Below are 21,941 nucleotides of genomic sequence, written 5' to 3'. Positions count from 1 at the left end.
CTCCTCACTTGTTCGGCAGATGGGCGGCGAGCGCCTCGAGAACGGCCATGCGCACGGCAACGCCCATCTCGACCTGCTCGCGGATCAGGCTTTGCGGCCCGTCGGCGATCTCCGGGTCGATCTCCACGCCCCGGTTCATCGGGCCGGGATGCATCACCAGCGCGTCCGCTGCCGCCGCCGCCAGCTTGTCGCGGTCGAGGCCGTAATAGCGGAAGTATTCGCGCACGGAGGGGATATAGGCGCCCTGCATGCGCTCGCGCTGCAGGCGCAGCATCATCACGATGTCGGCGCCGGCCAGCCCCTTGCGCATGTCCTGGAACACCTCGACGCCCATCTGGGCGATGCCGTTCGGCAGCAGCGTCGAGGGGGCGACGACGCGCACCCGCGCGCCGAGCGCGTTCAGCAGGATGATGTTGGAGCGGGCGACCCGCGAATGCAGGATGTCGCCGCAGATCGCCACCGTCAGCCCGGCGATGCTGCCCTTGTGGCGGCGGATGGTCAGCGCGTCGAGCAGCGCCTGGGTCGGGTGCTCGTGCGCGCCGTCGCCGGCATTGACCACCGAGCAGCCGACCTTCTGCGCCAGAAGGTGCACCGCGCCGGCGGCGTGGTGGCGCACGACGATGATGTCCGGGTGCATGGCGTTCAGCGTTGCCGCCGTGTCGATCAGCGTCTCGCCCTTCTTCACCGAGGACGAGGCGACCGACATGTTCATGACATCGGCGCCGAGCCGCTTGCCGGCGATCTCGAACGAGGACTGGGTCCGCGTCGAGGCCTCGAAGAACAGGTTGATCTGGGTCCGGCCGCGCAGCACGGCCTTTTTCTTCTCGACCTGCCGGCTGATTTCGACGGCGGCTTCCGCCTGGTCGAGCAGCGCGACGATCTCGTTGGGCTGCAGGCCCTCGATGCCGAGGAGGTGACGGTGCGGATAAAGCTCCGCGAGGGGGGGATGATGAGCGCTCATTAAAGCCAACCCTATAGGCGCTTCCCGGCGCCGGCTCAAGCGCGGCGAGGTGTTCTCCACCGGCGGGGGGCATTGAGCCGAAACGCGCGCCCGCGTGACAGATCGAAACGCGCGCCAGATGGCCGTGGGAGCGCGTTTGCTACTGCGCAAGCAAGAGGGCCAGCGGCATGGTAATGGCCGCCAGCACCGTCTGCAGGGTCAGGATCTCGGCCATCAGCGGTGCGTCGCCGCCCATCTGGCGGGCGAGCAGATAGGCATTGCCGGCGGACGGCACCGCCATGGCGATGATCACCGCTGAAAGCGCGGCGCCGTCGAGGCCGAGCAGCAGCGCGAAGGCGACGCCGAAGACCGGCATCACCACCAGCTTCAGCACCGTGGCGGTGGCGAGCGACGGGCCGGGACGGCGCAGGGCGGCAAGGTTCAGCCCGGCGCCGACGCAGACGATGCCGATCGGCAGCGCCGCATTGCCGAGGATCTGCAGCGTCGCATCGGCAAAGCGCGGCAGCGGCAGGCCGGTGAGGTTGAATGCCAGCCCGGCGCCGGTCGACCAGATCAGCGGATTTTTCGCCAGATCCAGCGCGATGCGGCCGGCGCCGGGCGGGGAACCGCTGGCAAAGCGCGCCAGCACCAGCACATTGATGACATTGAGCAGCGGGATCATCGCCACCACCGCCACGGCCAGCAGCGCGACGCCCTCGCGGCCCAGCAGCTCGTCGGCGATGGCCAGCGCGACGAAGGTGTTCCAGCGCGTCGCGCCCTGGAAGATCGAGCTGAAGCGCGGCCCGGTGATGCCGAACCGCGTCTTCAACAGCGGTTGCAGCGCCAGCGTCAGCGCCGACATCGCCAGGATCGACAGGATCAGCGCCGCGCTCATGCCGAAGGCGGGGATCGCCAGGAAGTCGGTCTTGGCGACGGTGCGGATGATCAGCGCCGGGAACAGCAGGAAATAGGCGATCTTCTCGATGCCGCGCCACTGGTCGCCGGTGATCAGGCCCATGCGCGCGACGATGTTGCCGGCGGCGATCACCAGCAGCACCGGGATCAGCGCATTGAAGACGCCGTTCATGGCTGCCCGTCGTCGGGTATGCCGCCTGGCCCATAGTCCGGCCCGTCGTCCTGCTCGTCGAGGCTGCCATAGGTCAGGCGGTCGAGCAGGCCCTGCAGGATGTAGGAGGCGGCCATCTTGTCGACCAGCTCGGCCCGGCGGGCGCGCGAGCGGTCGGCGTCGATCAGCGTGCGGGTGACGGCGGCGGTCGACAGGCGCTCGTCCCAGGCGGTCATCGGCATGTCGGTCAGCGCCGCGAGATTGCGGGCGAAGGCGCGGGTCGCCTGCACGCGTGGGCCTTCCGTGCCGTCCATGTTGAGCGGCAGGCCGAGCACCAGCCCGCGCACCTCGTGTTTGGCGCAGATGGCGAGCAGCGCGGCGGCATCGACGCCGAATTTCTTGCGTCGGATCGTCTCCAGCGGCGAGGCGATGCCGCGCCCCAGATCGGACAGCGCAAGGCCGATGGTCTTGGTGCCGAGATCGAGACCGATCAGGCGTCCGATACGGGGGAGGCGCGCTGCGAAATCTTCCAGCGCAAGGAGAGGGTCTGTCGCCATTCTGCGGCTTTAGCACGGCGCGGCAGGGGCGAACAGCTCCGGGATTGCCGTTTGCCGACAAGTGGCTAGATTCCGGCGGGAGAGTTCCAACCAGATCCGAAGGCAGCCATCATGAAGCTCACCTATCTCGGCCATTCGGCGTTCCGCGTCGAACTTCCCGGCGCGATCCTCCTCATCGACCCGTTCCTCAGCGGCAATCCGTCCTTTCCGTCCGACATGACCGTCGAGGAGGCCAGCGCGGGCGTCACCCACATCCTGCTCAGCCACGGCCATGACGACCACACCGGCGACGCCGTCGCCATCGCCAAGGCGACCGGCGCGCAGGTCACGGCGAATTTCGAGGTCTCCATGTGGGTCCAGTCGCAGGGCCACGAGAACATCAACCCGATGGGCTGCGGCGGCACGGTCGATGTCGGCCCCTTCGCGGTCTCGCTGACGCAGGCGCACCACACCTCGTCCTCGCTCGCCGGCGGCTGGCCGCCGGTCTATATGGGCCAGCCGAACGGCCTGATCGTGCGGGCCAAGGGCCAGCCGACGCTCTACCACATGGGCGACACCGACATTTTCGGCGATATGGCGCTGGTGAACGAGCTCTACGCGCCGAAGGTCGGCATCGTGCCCATCGGCGACCGCTTCACCATGGGCGCGCGCACCGCCGCGCTCGCCTGCCGCCGCTTCTTCGACTTCGACACGGTCATCCCCTGCCACTACGGCACGTTCCCGATGCTCGACCAGTCGGCGGATGCCTTCGTGCGGGAAATGGGCGACCAGGGCTCGCGCGTGAAGGTCACCGCCCCCGGCGCCTCGCTGGAGATCTGAGGGAGGGGGCGACGCACCGCGAGTGAGGCACGGCCTCTCATCCCCTCTGCCGTCACCCCGGCCAAGCGCAGCGCGCGCCGGGGCCCATTGGTTGCCAGAGCGGTTGCGGGGGCGCGCTGGCGCGAACCCTATCCCTCGGCTGTCGTCCCGGTTTCGGCGCAGCCGAAGACCGGAACCCAGTAACCACAGGTCGCGCGGCTCGGGTCTCGGCGCTGCCGCGAACGACCCTCGCGGAGGCTGCGGGGCTGCTTTGGCGCCGCCATCCGCCCCGGCGGATACTGGATACCTGCCTTCGCAGGTATGACAGCCGGGGGGGGGGGCGACGCTCTCCCGCCTCATGCCCGCCAAGGGCGCCAATGGGTCCCGGATCTTCGGCCTTCGGCCTCGTCCGGGACGACATCCGAGAGGAGGCGCGGCCTCGCCCCGTCCATAGGCCGTCACCCCGGCCGCGCGCAAGCGCGCGCCGGGGCCCATTGGTTGCCAGAGCGGGCGCGAGGACACGCCTGCGCGAACCCCACTCTCCGGCTGTCCCCCCACGCGCAAGCCCCTCCGGCGTCATCCCGCACGCAGCGCAGCGGAGATGCGGGATCGGAGAGCCGAGGGCCTATGGGGCGCGCTCCCGGACGACCCCGCAAACGCCGTGGCTCTCCGGTTCCGGCTCGCGCTTCGCTTGGCCGGAATGACGCATGGGGAGGTTGGAGCGAAGAACACCTGCCGGGGTTGCCAATGGCTCCCAGAGCGGTGGCGAGGCGCGCAGCCCTATCCCTTCGTCCTCCCGGACGGCGCGTAAGCGCCGAGCCGGGACCGGAGAGCCGAGAGCCTATCGGCCACGCCGCCGAGCACACACTCCCGCCATGCCGGATCGCGGGGCGCGTCAACGCCATCGCGAGATCCGGCATCCAGACATCAGTCGCGGGCGTGAGCCCGCGTCTTGAAGAGCCGTCCTGACCACTGGACACACGTCAAATGTTCTCGTAATGTTCTCGTCAGTCCAGAACAGGTGCCGCCATGACGATTGCCCTTCCGCTCCGCTCCCGCCTGCGCGTTTCGCCGTTCCGCGGCCGGCTTGACGACTATCTGGTGTCGCTGGCGCGCGGCGATCTGCTCGGCGCGGCGCGGGCGCATTTCGCCCCCGATATTCGCCTGTTCGACAATGGCGCGCTGGCGGCCGAGGGGCTGGAGGGGGTGCTGCGCAAGCTGCACCCCGTTGCCCGCCGCTTCACCATGCTGCGCGGCACCATCGACGGGCTGGTCTGCGACCGGGCGGGCGAGACGGCGGAGTTCTCCTGCCGCTTCGACGGGGTCGAGATCGACGGCCGCGTCTTCCGCGAGACGGTATCCCTCCGCCAGCGCTGGCATCTCGGCCGGATCATCGAGGAGGAGCAGTGGCGCGGGCTGGCGGCTTTCGCCCAAGCCTCCGCCCATGCCTCCGCTCTGGCCCCCGCCCATGCTCTGGCCGGCAGGCATGCGTCTGCCGCTCCGGGCTCCGGCCTGCCGGCGTCGCGGCCCTCCGCCGCCGCCTGTTCCGCGCTCGGCCCGTCCGCCTGCGGCCAGGGGGCTGCCGCCTGATCGGGCGAAGGCCGGCCTAATTGATTTGCGCGCCGGCTGCGGCTTGCGGGGCGAAGGATGCGGATGATATAGCCCGGTCAAGCGGGTGCGGCCCGCCGGCACTGTTGCCGGCCGGGCTTGCCGGCATTGCGGCGGGCCTGTCGTCACGGAGGGGCCACGTTCGCAAGGCCCGCACCCTTTCAGGCCCGATCTGTTGGAGAATTCGCATGTCCGTCGATGTCGATACGGTGAAGCGCGTCGCCCATCTGGCGCGGATCAAGGTGACGGATGAAGAGGCCGGCCGGATGACCGGCGAGCTCAACACGATCCTGGCCTTTGTCGAGCAGCTCGACGAGGTCAATGTGGACGGCGTCGAGCCGATGACCTCCGTCGTCCATCAGCAGATGAAGAAGCGGGCCGACGTCGTCAGCGATGGCGGCTATCCGGACAAGGTCGTGGCCAATGCCCCGGCCTCCGACGACAATTTCTTCATGGTCCCCAAGGTGGTGGAATAGGCATGTCGGTCCGGGTGGGCATTGAAAGCCCGCTGACCGACGACATGCGGGCGCTGGTCGGCGAGTTGAACGCCGTGCTGCTCGAGCTCACACCGCCGGAATTCTGCTTCCACATGAGCGTGGAGGAGATGGCGGGACCGCAGACCACCGTGTTTGTCGCCCGCGATCCGGCCTCCGGCGAGGCGCTGGGCTGCGGCGCGCTGTTGCGCCACCCCGACGGGGTCGGCGAGGTCAAGCGCATGTACACCCGGCCGCAGGCGAGGGGGCGCGGCATCGGTCGGGCGATCCTGGAACGGATCGAGGCCTTGGCCGAAGCCGAGGGGGGCGCCGAACTGGTGCTTGAGACCGGCGACCGGCATCCTGCGGCCTGGCGGGTGTATGAACGCGGCGGTTTTGTTCGGTGCGGCCCGGTTCTCGACTACCCCGACAGCAGCTATTCCGTCTTCTACCGAAAGGCGCTGACCCGTCGCACTTGACGCGGGCCGCGCGGGGCGCGAGACAGGCTCCCAAGAGAGGGCGCCGAGCGCCGTGCCTCCCAGACCACCAGCGAGATCCAGTCCGAGCGAGACCCCGATGACCGAGCTGACCAAACTGACCCTGGCGGAGGCCCGCGCGCGGCTCGCCGCCCGCGAGATCACCGCGAGCGAGCTGACGCAGGCCTATCTTGCGGCCATCGAGGCGGCCAATCCGACGATCAACGCCTATGTCGCGGTCACCGCCGAGCGGGCGCTGGAGATGGCCAGGCGCTCCGACGAGCGGCTGGCGCGCGGCGAGGGCGGGGCGCTGGAAGGCATTCCGCTCGGCATCAAGGACCTGTTCGCCACCGAGGGCGTCCACACCCAGGCCTGCAGCCACATCCTCGACGGGTTCAAGCCGCCCTACGAATCGACCGTGACGGCGAACCTGTGGGCCGACGGCGCGGTGATGCTGGGCAAGCTCAACATGGACGAGTTCGCCATGGGCTCGTCCAACGAGACCTCCTATTACGGCAATGTCGTCAATCCCTGGCGCCGCGAGGGCTCCAACGAGGCGCTGGTGCCGGGCGGCTCGTCGGGCGGTTCGGCCGCCGCGGTCGCGGCCTGGCTCTGCGCCGGCGCCACGGCGACCGACACCGGCGGCTCGATCCGCCAGCCGGCGGCGCTCACCGGCACGGTCGGCATGAAGCCGACCTATGGCCGCTGCTCGCGCTGGGGCGTCGTCGCCTTCGCCTCCTCGCTCGACCAGGCCGGCCCGATCACCCGCACCCTGCGCGACAACGCCATCATGATGCGCTCGATGGCCTCGGTCGATGCCAAGGACACAACCTCTGTCGACATGCCGGTGCCGGATTACGAGGCGGCCATCGGCCGTTCGGTCAAGGGTTTGAAGATCGGCATTCCGGCCGAATACCGCATCGACGGCCTGCCGGCGGAGATCGCCGCGCTCTGGCAGCAGGGCATCGACTGGCTGAAGGCGGCGGGCGCGGAGATCGTCGAGATCAGCCTGCCGCACACCAAATACGCGCTGCCGGCCTATTACATCGTCGCCCCGGCCGAGGCCTCGTCGAACCTCGCCCGCTATGACGGCGTGCGCTACGGCTTGCGGGTTCCGGGCGAGGATATCGCCGACATGTACGAGAACACCCGGGCCGCCGGCTTCGGCGCCGAGGTCAAGCGCCGCGTGCTGATCGGCACCTATGTGCTCTCGGCCGGCTACTATGACGCCTACTACCTGCGCGCCCAGAAGGTCCGCAGTTTGATCAAGCGTGATTTTGACGAGGCCTTCGATGCGGGCGTCGACGCGATCCTGACGCCGGCAACGCCGGACGCCGCCTTCGCGCCGGGCGCCTTCAGTGGCGATCCGGTACAGATGTACCTCAACGACGTCTTCACCGTGACCGTGAATATGGCCGGCCTGCCGGGACTGGCTGTCCCCGCCGGGCTGACCGGCTCCGGCCTGCCGCTCGGCCTGCAGCTCATCGGCCGGCCCTTCGGCGAGGAGACGCTCTACACCCTCGGCACCGTCATCGAGGAGGCTGCCGGCCGCTTCGAGCCGGGCAAGTGGTGGTAAGGCCGATTTGAGAGGGTTTGCGCAAATTTTCGCGATTTTGACGCGCGATTTTGCAAAATCCGTCTCAATTTTTGCAAGCCCGGCGCCCGGCGGTAACCCGTTCGGGCGCCTTGCTTTTTTGCCCCTGAGCCGGTGATTTGGCGCGATCGCCGCGCAAAATCGCCTTACAGCTTGTAGGCGGTGCGGAAGCCGCCCCAGTGGCGGCCGGAGACGGTGATAGGTGCGTCGATCTCGCGCATCCAGATGATCGTGCCGTTGCCCATGTCGCGGGGATAAGTCTGCACCAGGAAGGGGCGTGTGTTGCGCGCCGCGCTGAGGCCGGCGCGGTCGTCGAAGATCCGCCGGTTGCGGCAGTTGGCGGCATTCCAGGCCGGGTCGTCGGGGCGCTGCGGCTGGGAATAGGCGGCATTGTGCACCGGCAGATAGGCGTTGCGGTCGACCGCGACGCAGAAGACGAGGCCGCTGCCCTTGGCGCGGGCGAGGATATCTTCCTGGATCGGCGGCAGGATCCGCTCCAGCACTTTGAGCGCGCGGTTCGAGACCTGGCGCGGGTTGGTGTCGGGGATCGGCTGATAATCGATGTCGAACAAGGCGTCGAGCGTCAGCTCGCGCTTGGCTACCGCCTGTTCCATCGCCTCGGTGACGCGGCGGGCGCCGTCCTGGGCCCGGTCGATCGACGGGGACAACTCGCCGCGCACCCGCGCCAGCACCTCGGCAAGGCGGGCGACGAAGGCCTCGTCCGGCCGCTCGAAGGCGCAGTGCATGCCGAGATCGGTGACGGCGACGATCTGCAGCGCCGTGCGGCCGAGGCCGGAGAGATCGACCTTCGCCGGGCCTTCTTTGGCGCGCTCCTCGCCCTGTTGCGGGGCGAGAAGAACGCCGCCGGCCGACAGGTCCAGCGTCTTGATGCGGTAGCTGTGGCCCGATTGGGTCAGGGTTCCGGACAGTTCCGCCGGCAGCCGGTCGTCGCGCCGCCGGTCGCCGATCGCCGTCTGGCGGATCATCATCGTGAACCGGCCGCTCAGACTGTTCCCCAGGGCGAGCATCGAGCGGGAGGCCTCGCCGGCGGCCTCGCCGGCGCGCTCGGCGCTGTCCGTCGCCTCGGTGATCGTCGAGACTTTCTCGGTCACCGCGCGCACGAAATCGGCGGTTTCCCTTGCGGTTTCGCCGACCGAGCGGGTGGTTTCCAACTGGCGGCCGACGGCTTCGGCGACGGCGGCGAAGCTCGGCCGGATCTCGCCGATCACGCCGATGATGCGGTCGACGGCAAGAATACTCCCCTCGGCCGAGCTCTGCAGGCGGGCGATGTTGGCGACGATTTCGTCGGTGGCGTTCTGGGTCTCCACCGACAGTGCCTTGACCTCGCTGGCGACGACGGCGAAGCCCCGGCCGGCCTCGCCCGCGCGGGCCGCCTCGATGGTGGCGTTGAGCGCGAGCAAGTTGGTCTGCTTGGCGACGTCGGAGATCAGCCGGACGACATTGGCGATGGCGTCGATGGCGCTTTTCAGCTCCTGGATGCCTGTGTTCGCGGTGTCGGCGACCTGACGCGCTTCCTCGGCCAGGCGCGAGGAATTGCGGACCTGTTCGTCGATCTCGTTGCTCGCCGCGACGAGCTGCTCGACCGAGGCGGAGAGACTGTGGGCGGTCTCGTCGGCATGGCGCGTTTCGCTGTGCAGCGCCTGCGAGTGACCGCGGATATCCGAAAGCTGCTGCAACTGCTCGCCGACCCGCGCGCGCAGGTCCTGCGCGCCGGTGCCGATGCTGCTGGCGGCGGCCCGCAGATCGGATTCGATCAGGTCGAGCGTCAGCGCCGTCTGCTGATCGCGCGCCAGCGACAAGGATGTCTCGGCCGACGTCACCGTGTGCTTGTCGGCCTCGGCTGCGTGGATCTCTTCGCTCCGGACCGTGTTGGAACCGTCGGTGATTCTCGGTCTCGCTGCCGCGAATAGACGCATGATTGGATCTCCGGTTTCCGCCCTATCCCAAAGGGTTATCCAATAATTTTCTGGTAATAGTTTTGCATGATTGCTTGAATTGTTGGTTAACGCAGCGGGAAGTTTTCAATCTGATTTGCTCGCTCGCAAAACGTGTGGACACCTGCCGGCGCGGCGCATGTCGCGGGTTCTTTGCCTTGCGCGGTTCCCATGCTAAACCCGCCGGGCACGGCCGGCGGCAGGCGCCACGGCGCGGGACCGACGCGGAACGACGCGGAACGACGAACGGAACGGGATGAGCGATCAGCTTAAGAGACAGGCCGCCGAGGCGGCGCTGGAAGAGGTGACGCCGGGGATGCGTCTTGGCATCGGCACCGGGTCCACGGCGGAGCAGTTCGTCCGCGCCCTGGCGGAAAAGGTCCAGGGCGGGCTGTCGGTGATCGGGGTGCCGACCTCGGAGCGCACGGCGGCGCTGTGCCGCGAACTCGGCGTGCCGCTGGCGACGCTGGAGGAGTGCCCCGAGCTCGACCTGACCGTCGACGGGGCGGACGAACTCGACCCGAAGCTGCGGCTGATCAAGGGCGGCGGCGGCGCCTTGCTGCGGGAAAAGATCGTCGCGACCGCCTCCCGGCGGATGATCGTCATCGCCGATGCCAGCAAGAAAGTGGCGCGTCTCGGCGCCTTCGCGCTGCCGGTCGAGGTGGTGCCCTTCGGTCTTCGCGTCACCCGCAACGCGGTCGCCCGGGCACTTTCGAACCTTGGCTATGATGCGCCGATCCTGCTGCGCGGCGGGGACACGCCGTTTGTCACGGATGGCGGCCACCATATTCTCGACATCGATTTGCGCGAGATCACCGATCCGGAGGCTCTGTCGCGGTCATTGCTCGACATTCCGGGGGTGGTGGACCACGGGCTCTTTCTCGGCATCGCCGATGCCGCGTATCTGGCCGGGGCCGATGGAGTGGAGCGCCTGCTTCCCGTCGCCGACCAGCAAAACTGACCTTCAAGGACCAGCCCGGCGAAGGCGGCCGGGCACCCGATCACTTGCTCATGGAGTATCCGATGTTTGATTTCTGCCGGAAATCCGCGACGGCCGCCGCCACGGCGGCGGCAATGCTGCTGTCCCTCGCCCAGGCGACCCATGCCCAGGAGAGCTTTTCCGAGGAGCATATCGCGGCCGCGCGCAGCGCCGTGCAGGCGGCGCAGGCGATCCGCGCCTTCGACGATGTGCTGCCGCTGATGGCGGAGCGGACCCGCAGCCTGTTCATCCAGAACGATCCGGCGAACACCGGGATGATCGACGAGGTGGTGACCGATGTGGCCCTGTCCCTCGCCGGGCGCCGTCCGGAGCTCAACCGGGTGGTTTACGAGGTCTGGGCGCGCCGCTTCACCGTCGAGGAATTGAACGAACTGGCGGCCTTCTACAACACCCCGCTCGGCCAGAAGTATTCCGCCGTCGAGCCGGAGCTGCGGGCGCTGTCGATCGGTGCCGCCAAGCAGTGGGGCGATGCGATTTCGACCGAAATGGTGACCCTGGTGCGCGAGGAGATGATTAAGCGCCAGGAGGCGCAGGAGACCCAGCCGACGGAAGCCCCGGCGCAATAATCAGGGCCGAGAGGGCTCCAGGCATGAGCGATTTCGACTTCGACCTCTTCGTCATCGGCGGTGGTTCGGGCGGCGTGCGCGCGGCCCGCATCGCCGCGACCCATGGCGCGCGCGTGGGCATCGCCGAGGAATACCGCTACGGCGGGACCTGCGTGATCCGTGGCTGCGTGCCGAAGAAGCTGATGGTCTATGCCTCGCGCTTTTCCGAGGAATTCGAGGACGCGGCCGGTTTCGGCTGGCAGGTGGGCGAGCGCCGTTTCGACTGGGAGCGGCTGATCGATGCCAAGGACCGGGAGATCGCCCGGCTGGAGGCGATCTACCGTCGCAACCTGGAACGCTCCGGCGTCGAACTGTTTGACACGCGGGCGGTGCTGGAAGACGCCCACACGGTGCACCTGCTGACCGACGGACGGCGCATCCGCGCCGAGCGGATCCTGATCGCGGTCGGCGCGACGCCCAATGTCGATGCCGGCCTGCCGGGCGGCGAGCACGTCATCACCTCCAACGAAGTGTTCCATCTCGCCGACCTGCCGAAGCGCATTGTGGTGGCCGGCGGCGGGTATATCGCGGTCGAGTTCGCGGGGATTTTCGCCGGGCTCGGCGCGGAGACGACGCTGATCTATCGCGGGGAAGAGATCCTGCGCGGCTTCGACGATGACCTGCGCCAGGTCCTGCACGAGGAGATGGAGAAGAAGGGCATCCGCGTCCTGTGCGGCGACGTGTTCTCCTCCATCGAGAAGACCGGTGAGGGTCTTGTCGGCCACACCCGCAAGGGCGAGACGCTTGCCGCGGACAAGATCATGTTCGCCATCGGCCGGCGGCCGAATACTGCCGGTCTCGGCCTCGACAAGGCGGGGGTAGAGCTGGCGTCTTCGGGGGCGATCGTCGTCAACGAGGCGTCGCAGACCAATGTTCCGTCGATCTATGCGGTCGGAGATGTCACCGACCGGGTCAACCTGACGCCGGTGGCGATCCGCGAGGGCCATGCCTTCGCCGACAGCGTCTTTGGCGGCAAGGAATGGTCCGCCGATCACTCGATGATCCCGACGGCGGTGTTCTCGCAGCCGGAAATCGGCACGGTCGGCCTGACCCAGGCCGAGTCGCTGGAACGCTACGGCGCGGTCGACGTCTATAAGGCGCATTTCCGCCCGATGAAGCACACGCTGTCGGGGCGCGACGAGAAGATGCTGATGAAGGTGCTGGTGCAGCCGGAGACGGACCGGGTGCTCGGCGTGCACCTCCTCGGCCATGACGCCGGCGAACTGGTGCAGGTGCTGGGCATCGCGCTGCGGATGGGCGCCACCAAGGCGGACTTCGATGCGACGATGGCGGTGCATCCGACGGCGGCCGAGGAACTGGTGACGATGCGCGAGCCGACCGAGCGGCTGCGCGCCTGACCGGCCGACAAGGCGGACCTGAAAAGACGACGGGGAGGCACTGCCTCCCCGTTTTGCTTGCGGTTTTGCGGTTCCGAGCGGCCGGCGGAGCGCTGTCAGTTCGCCGCCGCGCGGCGCCAGCCGAGCGCCAGCAGGCCGGCACCGATCATCAAGGTGCCACCGCTGCGGTTGATCCAGCGCCGGACGGAGGGACGGCGGATGCGCGTGCGCACCATCGAGGCCATCAGCCCGTAGGCGGCGGCATTGAGCGCGGCGAGGATGACGAAGGTCGCCTCGAGAATCACCGCCTGCTGCAGCAGCGGGCGCGCCGGATCGATGAACATCGGCAGGAAGGCGATGAAGAAGACGATGCTCTTGGGATTGAGCGCCGTCACCGCATAGGCGTGCAGGGCGATGCGCAGCATCGGCGCGCGGGTCGGGGCAGATGCGGGGCCAGGGGTGCCGTCCGCCATCTCCTGCGGCGCCGTGTCGGCAACGGGCGCGCGCCAGAGCTTCAGCCCGAGCCAGATCAGATAGGCGGCGCCGATCCACTTCAGCACCGTGAACAGGGTCGCCGAGGTGGCGAGCAGCGCGCCGAGGCCGAGCAGCGAGGCGGTCATCGCGGTGAGATCGCCGAGCGCCACGCCGATGACGGTCGCCGAGGCCACCGCCCGGCCGTGGGCGAGCGCATAGGAGACGACCAGCAGGATCGTCGGGCCGGGGATGGCGAGCATCACGAAGGAGGCGGCGGAAAAGGCCAGCCAGGTTTCGAAAGACATGGAAGAACTCCGGCAGGTGGGACGTCGATCTGCCCAGCAATCCACAACCGATGGCATTTGAAAAGAGGCAAACACCCGCATCGAGGCCGCCGCCGCGGCGCGGGGGCGCGGCGGCGGCGGGGGTTTCAGCGATTGTCCAGTTGCGAACGGACCCGCAGCAGCCCGAGACGGGTGATGCGGTAGGGGCCGGACTGGGCGGAGGCGATGAGCCGGCGCCGCTTCAGCTTGCGAAAGAGGTCAAGCGTCAGCCCGGTGTTGTGCCAGCCCTCGCGGGTGACGATGGCGAGCTCTTCGATGCGGCCGCGCTCGTCCTTTTCGACGAGCACATGGCCGCCTTGAGCGAGCAGGTGCAGGACCCGCTGCTCGGCCTTGGAAATATCCATTTTCGGAGTGTCCGGAGATGCAGTTCACACGCGCACGTCACCGCCGCCCGCAACGCAAGCGGTCGTGCGTGGGTTGTTGCCCGGTCTTTCTCGATGGACCGGGCTTTACCGGGTCTCGAGTTGGCTGCGCATAAGCTCTCCGAAGTTGACGCGGCACAGATAGGCGTTGAGCGCCCGCCGCGCAAGGCAGCGCGGGCGGTGCCCGGTCGGGGCGGGCCAGTGTCGTCGATCCGTGTTGCGGAAATGTCGCGCTCGCGTGAAGGCGCGCGGGGGCGCGATTGCAGTTCCCTTTTGTGTCCCGCGATCCTAAAACAGCGGCATGAGCCCGACCGAATCCCTGCCGCTGCTTTTCGGCCTTGCCGGCCTGTTGAACCCTTTCGCGCTGCTGATCGGGGCGGCGCTCGGCTGGTATGCCGACGCGCGCGCCAAGCTGATCATCGCCGGCTTCGCGGCTGCAGTGATCAGCGTGCTGATCGACGTTTCGCTGTCGGCGAGCGGCGTGCGGGCGCTCGGCGGCTATGACGGCGGGCCGCTGGCCGTGCTGCCGTTCCGCTTTGTCGGCGCGCTGGTGCTCGCCGCCATCGTGCACGGCATCCGCAAGCGGGCACAGCGCCACCGCCGCTGAGGCAGGGGCCGAGCCTGCAGCACCGTCTCTTGCGCGCGCCCGACGCCGCGCGGCGAAGCAAGGTCGCAGCCTAGTTGCCGGAACGGCCCGTCCAGGCGGCGAACAGCTCGCCATTGGGGCAGAATCCCGGCGCGTGGGCAGCGCCGTCGGCGTGCTCTTCGAGCCAGTTCGCGCAGTCCTGCGGCCGTTCGCAGCCCATGCAGCGGGCGGCGGCGGTGCGCATCGTGCTTTCCAGGATCATGCCGGACGGCAGCGTGTCGTCGGCGCCAACCGTGCGCATCATCCGCCCCATCAGCCCGGCACGTTCGTCGAGGCGCTTCATCAGTCCCATGGCAGCCCGTCCTCTGTTCGCGGCGCCGATGCGGCGGCCGCTGCCCGGTTACTGTAGGATCGTTGCGGAGGAAACTATTTGACGGAAATCAAACGGCGGACCGCTCCATAAGCGGGATCGGCGGGATTTCGCGAATCTGCTAGGCTCACTCACCGTCGGCGCGAGGCTGGACGGCAGCACGGCGAGGCCCCGCGCATGATCTCTCGCGTGACATCCCAGAGCAACCAGAGCGGCGTCGTCGCGGTGCGGCCGGTGAGCCGGGTGCCGATGCTGAATGTCGGCGATGTGATCGCCGTGCGCGTCGCCAAGCACCTGACCGACAACGTCATGCGGCTGATTGCAGGGGGCGGGGCAGGGGCGGGCGGTTTTCAGCTCGATGTCGAGGGGCAGGAGATGCTGCCGCTCGGCACGCGCGCCACGCTGAGCGTCGAGCGCGGCCCCGACGGCCCGCGCTATCAGGTGAGCGCCGCGCCGCAAAACGCCGGCCAGGGCGCCCCGCAGGGCGCATCCAGCCCGGCCTCCGGCGAGGCGGCGGCACTCGCCCGCATCACCGCGCTCGCCACCTCCCTTGCCGCCCGCCAGGATGGCTTGTCGCCGCTCTATGGCGGCCTTGCCGCGACGCTGGCCGCAGCGCCCGCCGGGGCGGCGGGCGGCTTGCTGCCGCCTGCGGTGACGAGCGCGCTGGCGAGCCTGCTCGGCTTCCGGCTGGATCCTGCCGGAACCCGGGAAGGCCGGCTGGATGGCCCCGCGCTCAAGGCGGCACTGGAAGGCGTGACGGGGCGCGGGGCGGCGAGCGGGACTCCCAGTCTTGACGAGGCGTTGAACGGGCTCCTGCGCGTGCTGAAAGGGGCGGCCGGGGGGCGCGAGGCGCCGGCCCGGCAGGCGACCCCGCCGCCGCTGCCCGGCATTTCCCGGCATCCGCGCGGCGAAAAGCCGGCCCGCGCCAGCGGCGAGCTGATCTCGGCCCTCCTGGCGCGCGACGGCGAGGAAGCCGCCGCCATCCTTGCGGCCAAGACCGAGGCGGCGCTGGCCCGGCTGCGGCTCGCCTCGCTGGCCTCGCGCGGGTTGCTGGCCGATGGCGAGGGCGCGGGCGATGCGGCGCTGTTCGACCGGGTGCTCGACCTGCCGCTGGTGGTCGGCGGGCAGACCGCGGTGATCTCGCTGCAGATCGGCCGCGACGACACGCCCGGCCACGACGGGGAGGGCGCGCATCCCGCCTGGCGGCTGCGCTTTGCGCTCGACACAGAGGCGACCGGCGCGGTGGAGGCGCTGGTCGGGCTCGACGGTCCCCGCCTGTTCGCCAGCCTTTGGGCCGCGCGGGCGGACATCGCCGCGGACCTCAACGAGCGGCTGCCGCGCCTTGCCGCGACGCTTGCCGAACAGGGGCTGGAGGTGGTCGATCTCAAGGTGACCAGCGGGCTGCCGGACGATCCGCCGGCGCCCTCCGGCCAGTTCGTGGACGTGGTCTCGTGAGCGGGCGCCGGGCGAACGGAACGCGGCCCCTGGCCCTGCGGGAGGGCCGGCCATGAGCGAGGAGCAGGACCCGCGCCGCCGGCTGGCGGTGGCGCTGCACTACGACCATGCCGGCGCGCCGCGCGTCACCGCCAGGGGGCGCGGCGCCATCGCCGCCCGCATCCTGGAACTGGCGGCCGAACACGGCGTGCCGGTGGAAGAGGACGCGGCCCTGGCCGAGGCGCTGTCGCAGATCGAGCTCGACCGGGAAATCCCGGTGGAGCTCTACGAGGCCGTCGCCGCCGTGCTGCGCTTCATCCTGATGGCCCGGGGCCGGTGAAGGGGCGGTGAGGGGCCGTTGAAGGGCCGTTGAAGAGCCGGTGAGGGACGGATTGTCGCTGTGCGAGGCGACGAATTGACTTGCCAAATCGGGGCTGAAATGGGAGTTCGATGGCTTCGGCTGGCCGGCGTCGCACCCTTGCGAAAACGGACAGTTTTTCAGGCGGGTTGTTTACTCATTTCCTCCATCTGGGGGGCTCGCTCCCGGATTGGATGGATATTGGTGAACACTGACTGCCGCCCGGCGGAAAAGCCGCGCTCCTGGAACGCCTCGCTGGCCAAGTATCGCCAGCCGAGCACCGCGCGCAGCGTCTTCGAGATCCTCGCCAGCCTCGTGCCCTTCGCGGCCCTGTGGGCGGCGGCGGCGGTGCTGGTGAACCACGGCCAGTGGTGGGGCCTCGTCCTGACCGTGCCGGCCGCCGGCCTGCTCGTGCGCCTGTTCATGCTGCAGCACGATTGCGGGCACGGCGCGCTGTTCACCCGGCGCGGGCTCAACGACTGGACGGGCCGCGCGCTCGGCGTCTTGACCTTCACGCCCTACGACTACTGGCGGCGGAGCCATGCGATCCACCACGCCTCGACCGGCAATCTCGACCAGCGCGGCATCGGCGACATCGACACGCTGACGGTCAGGGAGTACCAGGCGCTGCCCTGGAGCGGGCGGCTGCGCTACCGGCTCTACCGGCATCCGCTGGTGATGTTCGGGCTGGGGCCGGCATGGCTGTTCGTGTGCCAGTACCGCCTGCCGTTCGGCATGATGCGCGGCGGCCTGGAGCCGTGGCTCTCGACGCTTGCCACCAACCTTTGCATCGCCGGCATGGCCGCGCTTTTGATCTGGGCGGCCGGGCCGGGGACCTTCCTGATGGTGCAGGGGCCGATCATCCTGATGGCGGCGACCGCCGGCGTCTGGCTGTTCTACGTCCAGCACCAGTTCGAGGAAACCCACTGGTCGAAGGGCGGCGAGTGGAACTTCCAGACCGCGGCGCTGGAGGGCAGCTCGCATTACGACCTGCCGCCGATCCTGCAGTGGTTCACCGGCAATATCGGCATCCACCACGTGCATCACCTGTCCAGCAAGATCCCGTTCTATCGCCTCAGCGAGGTGATGCGCGACTTCCCCGAACTGCGCGACATGAACCGCATCACCCTGCGCCAGAGTTTTGGCTGCGTGAAGCTCGTCCTGTGGGACGAGGACACCCGCCGGCTGGTCACGTTCCGCCAGGCCCGCACGGCCAGCGCTGCCTGAGGGGGAGCTTCAATCCGCTCCCGGCCGACGGGTGGCGCTTCATTCCGAGGGCGCTGAGGGATGGCGTGTCGCCGTTGACACGCCTATCGCAGCAGCCCGGCCAAGTTGAGTGCAAGGCCGGCAAGCGCACATCCTGCGAGGACCGTGACCGGCCCGAGACGGAACCGGAATGTGGCGAGGAGAGCCGCGAGGACGAGCACTGCCGCAGCGAAATTGAGCGAGGACCAGACCGGAAGGTCGAGGTTGAGGCCGAGGGCGACGACGCGGCGCAACTCGTCGAAAACCACATGCAGGGCGAACCAGACGGCCAGGTTGAGGATCACTCCGACCACCGCCGCGGTGATTGCCGTCAGCGCCGCGGTCAGGGCGCGATTGTCGCGCAGGCGCTCAATGAAGGGCGCGCCCAGGAAGATCCACAGGAAGCAGGGTATGAAGGTCACCCAGGTGGTCAGCAATCCGCCCAGCGTTCCGGCCATCAGAGGCGATAGCCCGCCCGCCTCGCGATAGGCTCCCATGAAGCCGACGAACTGGGTGACCATGATCAGCGGTCCAGGAGTGGTCTCGGCCATGCCGAGACCATCCAGCATCTCGCCCGGGGCCAGCCAGCCGTAGTTCTGCACTGCCTCTTGCGCGACATAGGCCAGCACCGCATAGGCCCCGCCAAAGGTCACCACGGCCATGACGCTGAAGAAGCTTGCGATCTGGGCGAAGACGTTGGTGGGACCAAGGACTGCGATCAGCGTGCCCACGGACAGCAGCCACAGGGTGAGGAACACGGCCGAGACGCGGAAAGCATAGGCGCGATTGACCCGGGCGTGCTCGGGTATCTCTTCGCCGAGGATCGTCTCGGCATCGTCAACCTGGACTTTCCCGACCTTGCCGTGTCCGTGCCCGCTCCGGAATGCGGACAGGCCTGTGCGGGCGCCGATGAACCCGATCAGTCCTGCGAGCAGGATAATCAGCGGGAAGGGCACGCCGAAACCGAAGATTCCCACGAATGAAGCGGCTGCGATGCCGACCATCACGCGGTTCGTCAGCGCCCGGGTGCCGATGCGGATGACCGCCTGAACCACTATGGCGAGCACCGCAGCCTTCAGTCCGAAGAACAGGGCCTCGACCGCGCCGACATTGCCATAGATCGCGTAGATCCAGCTAAGGCCCATGATCGCCACGACACCCGGCAGCACGAAGAGGGTGCCTGCAATGATGCCGCCGACCGTTCGATGCATCAGCCACCCGATGTAGACGGCCAACTGCATTGCCTCCGGACCCGGCAGCAGCATGCAGTAGTTGAGGGCGTGCAGGAAACGCTTCTCCCCGAGCCAGCGCTGTTCCTCGACCAGGATCCGATGCATCAGCGCTATCTGCCCGGCGGGACCTCCGAAACTGAGGAGGCCGATACGTGCCCAGATACGGGTGGCCTCGGCCAGGGTAGGGTATGGGGTCCGCATCATCCTGCCTTGGGTCTGTTGGTCGGCCAGTTGTGGGTTTCGTCGCCTGCGTCGCGTGCCCAGCGGTAGAAGGCGTCGTAGAGCAGCATTCCGGCGTCGAGCTGTTCAAGATCGTCGGAGTACATTCGTGACAGCCCGAGAGAGGCGGCCAGCAGGCCTGCGGCTTCGGGCGCGAGGTCGAGCCGCGCGGTGTCGGCGCCGCGGACGATCGCGGCGAGACGGTCGAGTGCCGGCATGGACAGTCCAAACTCACCCAGCATGACGTCGAAGGTGCAAAGGTCGCCTCGATGGCTCCAAAACACCTGCTCGATGTCGAAGGGGGCGGCGTTGTACCGTTTGGCGACGCCTGTCACCTCGGAAGGGGCCACGAACAGAATCACTGCACGTGGGTCGAGGAAGCGGCGGATCAACCAGGGGCAGGCGATCCGGTCGATCTTCGGTCGCGCCCGGGTGACCCAGACGGTGCGATCGTGTGTGTCGCGAATGGGCAGCTTCGCCGGATCGATCAGCGGCAGCCCGGCGGCGCTCCAGGCCTCGAAGCCGCCTTCGAGATATTCGGACGGGATACCCTCCGCCCGCAGCCAGGCCGCCGCCCCCTGGCTGCGATGATGTCCTGCATGACAAACGGTGATCGAGGGGCTGCCGGCCAGACGCTTTGCAAGGCCGGCAAGGTTCCGATCTCCGACGTGCAAGCTTCCAGGCAAAAGGCGCGGGTCGCTGGCATAGTCTTCGTCCGAGCGCATGTCGAGCAGAAGAGGGGAGCGGGGCGTGCCGATCAGGCGAGAGAGTTTTTCAGGCGAAATGGCATTGGGGGCAGGCATGCGCGTTCCTCCTTTTTAAGGATTTGTATGGAACGCGATCTTCGGCTGGCGCCTCGTGGGGAGGTCGCGGATCCCCATGCGGCCAGTTATCGGCGGTTGGACGAACGTGTCAAGAAATTGAGCGGTCATTTTCCATGCGGGCGGTCCTGCGCCACGTTCAAAGCGGCGGGTTTTCGCTTCGTTCATCTTCCCACTCCCACCTCCCCCCTTGCGGGGAGGGCAAAGACCCACTACCCACACATTCAAGCGGTCTGGCGCGCGTTTTACGCGCGCGCGGCACGCGTTCAGGACAAGTCCGCCCCTTGGCAAACCCGTTTTCGCGCGCGTGCGCGCGGGGGCTTGAGGGGGCGGGCGACAGGCACGACACAACGGGCAGGACTTCCACGGCATGAGCATCGTCGACACCCGCACCCCCGATCCCAAGAAGTTCATCAAGGGCGCCACGGGCGACTGGGAAATCGTGATCGGCATGGAGGTGCACGCCCAGGTCACCTCGAATGCCAAGCTATTTTCCGGCGCCTCGACCGAGTTCGGCAAGGACCCGAACGCCAATGTCAGCCTCGTCGATGCGGCGATGCCCGGCATGCTGCCGGTGATCAACGAGGAATGCGTCAAGCAGGCGATCCGCACGGGCCTTGGCCTCAAGGCGCAGATTAACCTCAAGTCCGTGTTCGACCGCAAGAACTACTTCTATCCGGACCTGCCGCAGGGCTACCAGATCTCCCAGTTCAAGCAGCCGATCGTCGGAGAGGGCGAGGTCCTGCTCGACATGCCGGGCGGCGAGCAGGTGACCGTGGGCGTCGAGCGGCTGCATCTGGAGCAGGACGCCGGCAAGTCGCTGCACGACCAGCACCCGACCATGTCCTTCGTCGACCTCAACCGCTCGGGCGTCGCCCTGATGGAGATCGTCTCCAAGCCGGACCTGCGCTCCGCCGACGAGGCGAAGGCCTATCTCACCAAGCTGCGCACCATCCTGCGGTATCTGGGCACCTGCGACGGCAACATGGACCAGGGCTCAATGCGCGCCGACGTCAACGTCTCGGTGCGCGCGCCGGGCGGGGCCTTCGGCACGCGCTGCGAGATCAAGAACGTCAACTCCATCCGCTTCGTCGGCCAGGCCATCGAGTATGAGGCCCGCCGCCAGATCGGCATCCTGGAGGACGGCGGCAGCATCGACCAGGAGACGCGCCTGTTCGATCCGGCCAAGGGCGAGACCCGCTCGATGCGCTCCAAGGAGGAGGCGCACGACTACCGCTACTTCCCCGATCCGGACCTGCTGCCGCTGGAGTTCGACCAGCCTTACGTCGACGCGCTCGCCGTCGGCCTGCCGGAGCTGCCGGACGACAAGAAGGCGCGCTTCATCGCCGATTACGGGCTCACCGCCTATGACGCCGACATTCTGGTGGCGGAAAAGGCCTCGGCCGACTTCTTCGAGGAGGTCGCCAAGGGGCGCGACGCCAAGCTTTCGGCCAACTGGGTGATCAACGAGCTGTTCGGCCGGATCAACAAGGAAGGGCTGGAGCTGAGCGAAAGCCCGGTTTCGGCCGGCCAGCTCGGCGGCATCGTCGATCTGGTGGTCGACGGGACGATCTCGGGCAAGATCGCCAAGGACCTGTTCGAGATCGTCTGGAGCGAGGGCGGCGAACCGGCGCAAATCGTCGAGGCGCGCGGCATGCGCCAGGTGACGGATCTCGGCGCCATCGAGGCCGAGGTCGACAAGATCATCGCCGCCAACCCGGACAAGGCGGAGCAGGCGCGCGCCAAGCCCGGCCTTCTCGGCTGGTTCGTCGGCCAGGTGATGAAGGCGACCGGCGGCAAGGCCAACCCGCAGGCGGTCAACGACCTGCTCAAGGCCAAGATCGGCATCGAGTAGGGCGGTCGTTCCGCCATCGCTCCGGCAACCAATGGGCCCCGGGTCGCGCTTCGCTTGCCCGGGGTGACGGCTGAGGGGATGCGAGGTCGCGCGCCACTGACAGGATGTCATCAACTCATATCGTTGAGGTGGTCTCTCGTTCTGGCGTTGAGGATGACGACGATCTTTCTCATGAGGGCTGTGAGGGCGACGATTGGCTTCTTTCCGTTTGCGATCAGCCTGTGGAAGACGG

Annotated in this window: 22 protein-coding genes; 13 read left to right on the top strand and 9 right to left on the bottom strand. The window is 68.2% G+C overall.

All coding sequences use genetic code 11. The features are described from left to right. Positions 1-4 precede the first annotated feature (4 nt). From TSB10P1A_RS16535 to ruvX, 3 genes are all read right to left on the bottom strand, one after another. On the bottom strand, positions 5-961 hold the full coding sequence (locus TSB10P1A_RS16535) for an aspartate carbamoyltransferase catalytic subunit (RefSeq protein WP_186389052.1): 957 nt from the start codon (positions 959-961) through the stop codon (positions 5-7). Between the two features lie 139 nt (positions 962-1,100). Further along, positions 1,101-2,027, bottom strand: a complete 927-nt coding sequence (locus TSB10P1A_RS16530) for an AEC family transporter (protein ID WP_186389051.1) — start codon at positions 2,025-2,027, stop codon at positions 1,101-1,103. Beyond that, positions 2,024-2,563 carry a Holliday junction resolvase RuvX gene (ruvX, locus tag TSB10P1A_RS16525; protein ID WP_186389050.1) on the bottom strand — a complete coding sequence of 180 codons (540 nt, stop codon included), beginning with the start codon at positions 2,561-2,563 and terminating at the stop codon, positions 2,024-2,026. The genes TSB10P1A_RS16530 and ruvX overlap by 4 nt, the downstream gene beginning before the upstream one ends. A gap of 111 nt (positions 2,564-2,674) precedes the next feature. On the opposite strand from ruvX, the gene TSB10P1A_RS16520 reads away from it, so the two are divergent. The 5 genes from TSB10P1A_RS16520 (at position 2,675) to gatA (ending at position 7,494) form a co-directional block, all read left to right on the top strand. Next, positions 2,675-3,382, top strand: coding sequence for a metal-dependent hydrolase (locus TSB10P1A_RS16520; protein ID WP_186389049.1), 708 nt, complete (start codon positions 2,675-2,677; stop codon positions 3,380-3,382). Positions 3,383-4,390: 1,008 nt separating this feature from the next. Continuing rightward, a complete protein-coding gene (locus TSB10P1A_RS16515; RefSeq protein WP_186389048.1) occupies positions 4,391-4,951 on the top strand; it encodes a hypothetical protein in 561 nt (186 codons plus the stop codon). A 206-nt stretch (positions 4,952-5,157) separates the two neighbouring features. After that, the gene (gatC, locus tag TSB10P1A_RS16510) at positions 5,158-5,445 is read left to right on the top strand and encodes an Asp-tRNA(Asn)/Glu-tRNA(Gln) amidotransferase subunit GatC (protein ID WP_186389047.1); all 288 of its coding nucleotides are present in this window, start codon (positions 5,158-5,160) and stop codon (positions 5,443-5,445) included. 2 nt (positions 5,446-5,447) lie between these two features. Beyond that, the gene (locus TSB10P1A_RS16505; protein WP_186389046.1) at positions 5,448-5,921 is read left to right on the top strand and encodes a GNAT family N-acetyltransferase; all 474 of its coding nucleotides are present in this window, start codon (positions 5,448-5,450) and stop codon (positions 5,919-5,921) included. 97 nt (positions 5,922-6,018) lie between these two features. Continuing rightward, complete coding sequence (gene gatA, locus TSB10P1A_RS16500; protein WP_186389045.1) at positions 6,019-7,494, top strand: Asp-tRNA(Asn)/Glu-tRNA(Gln) amidotransferase subunit GatA; 1,476 nt, start codon at positions 6,019-6,021, stop codon at positions 7,492-7,494. 164 nt (positions 7,495-7,658) lie between these two features. Here gatA and TSB10P1A_RS16495 read toward each other — a convergent pair whose 3' ends face one another. After that, positions 7,659-9,449, bottom strand: a complete 1,791-nt coding sequence (locus tag TSB10P1A_RS16495; RefSeq protein ID WP_186389044.1) for a methyl-accepting chemotaxis protein — start codon at positions 9,447-9,449, stop codon at positions 7,659-7,661. Positions 9,450-9,723: 274 nt separating this feature from the next. Here TSB10P1A_RS16495 and rpiA point away from each other — a divergent pair, with 274 nt between their 5' ends. From rpiA to gor, 3 genes are all read left to right on the top strand, one after another. Continuing rightward, the gene (gene rpiA, locus TSB10P1A_RS16490; protein ID WP_186389043.1) at positions 9,724-10,428 is read left to right on the top strand and encodes a ribose-5-phosphate isomerase RpiA; all 705 of its coding nucleotides are present in this window, start codon (positions 9,724-9,726) and stop codon (positions 10,426-10,428) included. 62 nt (positions 10,429-10,490) lie between these two features. Further along, positions 10,491-11,033: a DUF2059 domain-containing protein gene (locus TSB10P1A_RS16485; RefSeq protein ID WP_186389042.1), complete on the top strand. Its 543-nt coding sequence runs from the start codon at positions 10,491-10,493 to the stop codon at positions 11,031-11,033. A gap of 23 nt (positions 11,034-11,056) precedes the next feature. After that, a complete protein-coding gene (gene gor, locus TSB10P1A_RS16480) occupies positions 11,057-12,430 on the top strand; it encodes a glutathione-disulfide reductase (RefSeq protein ID WP_186389041.1) in 1,374 nt (457 codons plus the stop codon). 95 nt (positions 12,431-12,525) lie between these two features. Here the strand turns inward: gor and TSB10P1A_RS16475 are convergent, their stop codons facing one another. Both TSB10P1A_RS16475 and TSB10P1A_RS16470 read right to left on the bottom strand, forming a co-directional pair. After that, on the bottom strand, positions 12,526-13,188 hold the full coding sequence (locus tag TSB10P1A_RS16475; RefSeq protein WP_186389040.1) for a LysE family translocator: 663 nt from the start codon (positions 13,186-13,188) through the stop codon (positions 12,526-12,528). A 125-nt stretch (positions 13,189-13,313) separates the two neighbouring features. Further along, positions 13,314-13,571: a YjhX family toxin gene (locus tag TSB10P1A_RS16470; RefSeq protein ID WP_186389039.1), complete on the bottom strand. Its 258-nt coding sequence runs from the start codon at positions 13,569-13,571 to the stop codon at positions 13,314-13,316. A 319-nt stretch (positions 13,572-13,890) separates the two neighbouring features. Between TSB10P1A_RS16470 and TSB10P1A_RS16465 the strand changes: the two genes are divergently transcribed. After that, the gene (locus tag TSB10P1A_RS16465; RefSeq protein ID WP_186389038.1) at positions 13,891-14,196 is read left to right on the top strand and encodes a phosphatidylglycerophosphatase; all 306 of its coding nucleotides are present in this window, start codon (positions 13,891-13,893) and stop codon (positions 14,194-14,196) included. Positions 14,197-14,266: 70 nt separating this feature from the next. Here the strand turns inward: TSB10P1A_RS16465 and TSB10P1A_RS16460 are convergent, their stop codons facing one another. Continuing rightward, a complete protein-coding gene (locus tag TSB10P1A_RS16460; protein WP_186389037.1) occupies positions 14,267-14,527 on the bottom strand; it encodes a DUF6455 family protein in 261 nt (86 codons plus the stop codon). A 207-nt stretch (positions 14,528-14,734) separates the two neighbouring features. On the opposite strand from TSB10P1A_RS16460, the gene TSB10P1A_RS16455 reads away from it, so the two are divergent. From TSB10P1A_RS16455 to TSB10P1A_RS16445, 3 genes are all read left to right on the top strand, one after another. Beyond that, positions 14,735-16,000 (top strand): flagellar hook-length control protein FliK, encoded by a 1,266-nt coding sequence (locus TSB10P1A_RS16455; protein WP_186389036.1) that lies wholly within the window; start codon positions 14,735-14,737, stop codon positions 15,998-16,000. A 52-nt stretch (positions 16,001-16,052) separates the two neighbouring features. Beyond that, a complete protein-coding gene (locus tag TSB10P1A_RS16450) occupies positions 16,053-16,319 on the top strand; it encodes an EscU/YscU/HrcU family type III secretion system export apparatus switch protein (protein ID WP_186389035.1) in 267 nt (88 codons plus the stop codon). 222 nt (positions 16,320-16,541) lie between these two features. Then, positions 16,542-17,564: a fatty acid desaturase gene (locus TSB10P1A_RS16445; protein ID WP_244293152.1), complete on the top strand. Its 1,023-nt coding sequence runs from the start codon at positions 16,542-16,544 to the stop codon at positions 17,562-17,564. A gap of 83 nt (positions 17,565-17,647) precedes the next feature. On the opposite strand, the gene chrA is transcribed toward TSB10P1A_RS16445, so the two are convergent. Both chrA and TSB10P1A_RS16435 read right to left on the bottom strand, forming a co-directional pair. After that, on the bottom strand, positions 17,648-19,018 hold the full coding sequence (chrA, locus tag TSB10P1A_RS16440) for a chromate efflux transporter (RefSeq protein WP_186389033.1): 1,371 nt from the start codon (positions 19,016-19,018) through the stop codon (positions 17,648-17,650). Then, the gene (locus TSB10P1A_RS16435; RefSeq protein ID WP_186389032.1) at positions 19,015-19,836 is read right to left on the bottom strand and encodes a sulfurtransferase/chromate resistance protein; all 822 of its coding nucleotides are present in this window, start codon (positions 19,834-19,836) and stop codon (positions 19,015-19,017) included. The genes chrA and TSB10P1A_RS16435 overlap by 4 nt, the downstream gene beginning before the upstream one ends. Positions 19,837-20,224: 388 nt before the next feature. Here TSB10P1A_RS16435 and gatB point away from each other — a divergent pair, with 388 nt between their 5' ends. Then, complete coding sequence (gatB, locus tag TSB10P1A_RS16430; RefSeq protein ID WP_186389031.1) at positions 20,225-21,709, top strand: Asp-tRNA(Asn)/Glu-tRNA(Gln) amidotransferase subunit GatB; 1,485 nt, start codon at positions 20,225-20,227, stop codon at positions 21,707-21,709. Positions 21,710-21,941 lie beyond the last annotated feature (232 nt).

It is taken from the genome of Stappia sp. TSB10P1A (assembly GCF_900185725.1).
In the GTDB taxonomy this organism is placed as follows: domain Bacteria; phylum Pseudomonadota; class Alphaproteobacteria; order Rhizobiales; family Stappiaceae; genus Stappia.
Note: the sequence above shows the minus strand (reverse complement) of the source record. Positions and strands in the feature narration are given on the sequence as shown.

Coding starts and splice junctions, on each gene's coding strand:
- chrA (WP_186389033.1), bottom strand. CDS start 19,018: ATGATGCGGACCCCATACCCTACCCTGGCCGAGGCCACCCGTATCTGG.
- TSB10P1A_RS16535 (WP_186389052.1), bottom strand. CDS start 961: ATGAGCGCTCATCATCCCCCCCTCGCGGAGCTTTATCCGCACCGTCAC.
- TSB10P1A_RS16460 (WP_186389037.1), bottom strand. CDS start 14,527: ATGGGACTGATGAAGCGCCTCGACGAACGTGCCGGGCTGATGGGGCGG.
- TSB10P1A_RS16515 (WP_186389048.1), top strand. CDS start 4,391: ATGACGATTGCCCTTCCGCTCCGCTCCCGCCTGCGCGTTTCGCCGTTC.
- gatB (WP_186389031.1), top strand. CDS start 20,225: ATGAGCATCGTCGACACCCGCACCCCCGATCCCAAGAAGTTCATCAAG.
- TSB10P1A_RS16435 (WP_186389032.1), bottom strand. CDS start 19,836: ATGCCTGCCCCCAATGCCATTTCGCCTGAAAAACTCTCTCGCCTGATC.
- TSB10P1A_RS16505 (WP_186389046.1), top strand. CDS start 5,448: ATGTCGGTCCGGGTGGGCATTGAAAGCCCGCTGACCGACGACATGCGG.
- rpiA (WP_186389043.1), top strand. CDS start 9,724: ATGAGCGATCAGCTTAAGAGACAGGCCGCCGAGGCGGCGCTGGAAGAG.
- gor (WP_186389041.1), top strand. CDS start 11,057: ATGAGCGATTTCGACTTCGACCTCTTCGTCATCGGCGGTGGTTCGGGC.
- TSB10P1A_RS16470 (WP_186389039.1), bottom strand. CDS start 13,571: ATGGATATTTCCAAGGCCGAGCAGCGGGTCCTGCACCTGCTCGCTCAA.
- TSB10P1A_RS16520 (WP_186389049.1), top strand. CDS start 2,675: ATGAAGCTCACCTATCTCGGCCATTCGGCGTTCCGCGTCGAACTTCCC.
- TSB10P1A_RS16475 (WP_186389040.1), bottom strand. CDS start 13,188: ATGTCTTTCGAAACCTGGCTGGCCTTTTCCGCCGCCTCCTTCGTGATG.
- TSB10P1A_RS16485 (WP_186389042.1), top strand. CDS start 10,491: ATGTTTGATTTCTGCCGGAAATCCGCGACGGCCGCCGCCACGGCGGCG.
- TSB10P1A_RS16465 (WP_186389038.1), top strand. CDS start 13,891: ATGAGCCCGACCGAATCCCTGCCGCTGCTTTTCGGCCTTGCCGGCCTG.
- TSB10P1A_RS16495 (WP_186389044.1), bottom strand. CDS start 9,449: ATGCGTCTATTCGCGGCAGCGAGACCGAGAATCACCGACGGTTCCAAC.
- TSB10P1A_RS16530 (WP_186389051.1), bottom strand. CDS start 2,027: ATGAACGGCGTCTTCAATGCGCTGATCCCGGTGCTGCTGGTGATCGCC.
- TSB10P1A_RS16450 (WP_186389035.1), top strand. CDS start 16,053: ATGAGCGAGGAGCAGGACCCGCGCCGCCGGCTGGCGGTGGCGCTGCAC.
- ruvX (WP_186389050.1), bottom strand. CDS start 2,563: ATGGCGACAGACCCTCTCCTTGCGCTGGAAGATTTCGCAGCGCGCCTC.
- gatC (WP_186389047.1), top strand. CDS start 5,158: ATGTCCGTCGATGTCGATACGGTGAAGCGCGTCGCCCATCTGGCGCGG.
- gatA (WP_186389045.1), top strand. CDS start 6,019: ATGACCGAGCTGACCAAACTGACCCTGGCGGAGGCCCGCGCGCGGCTC.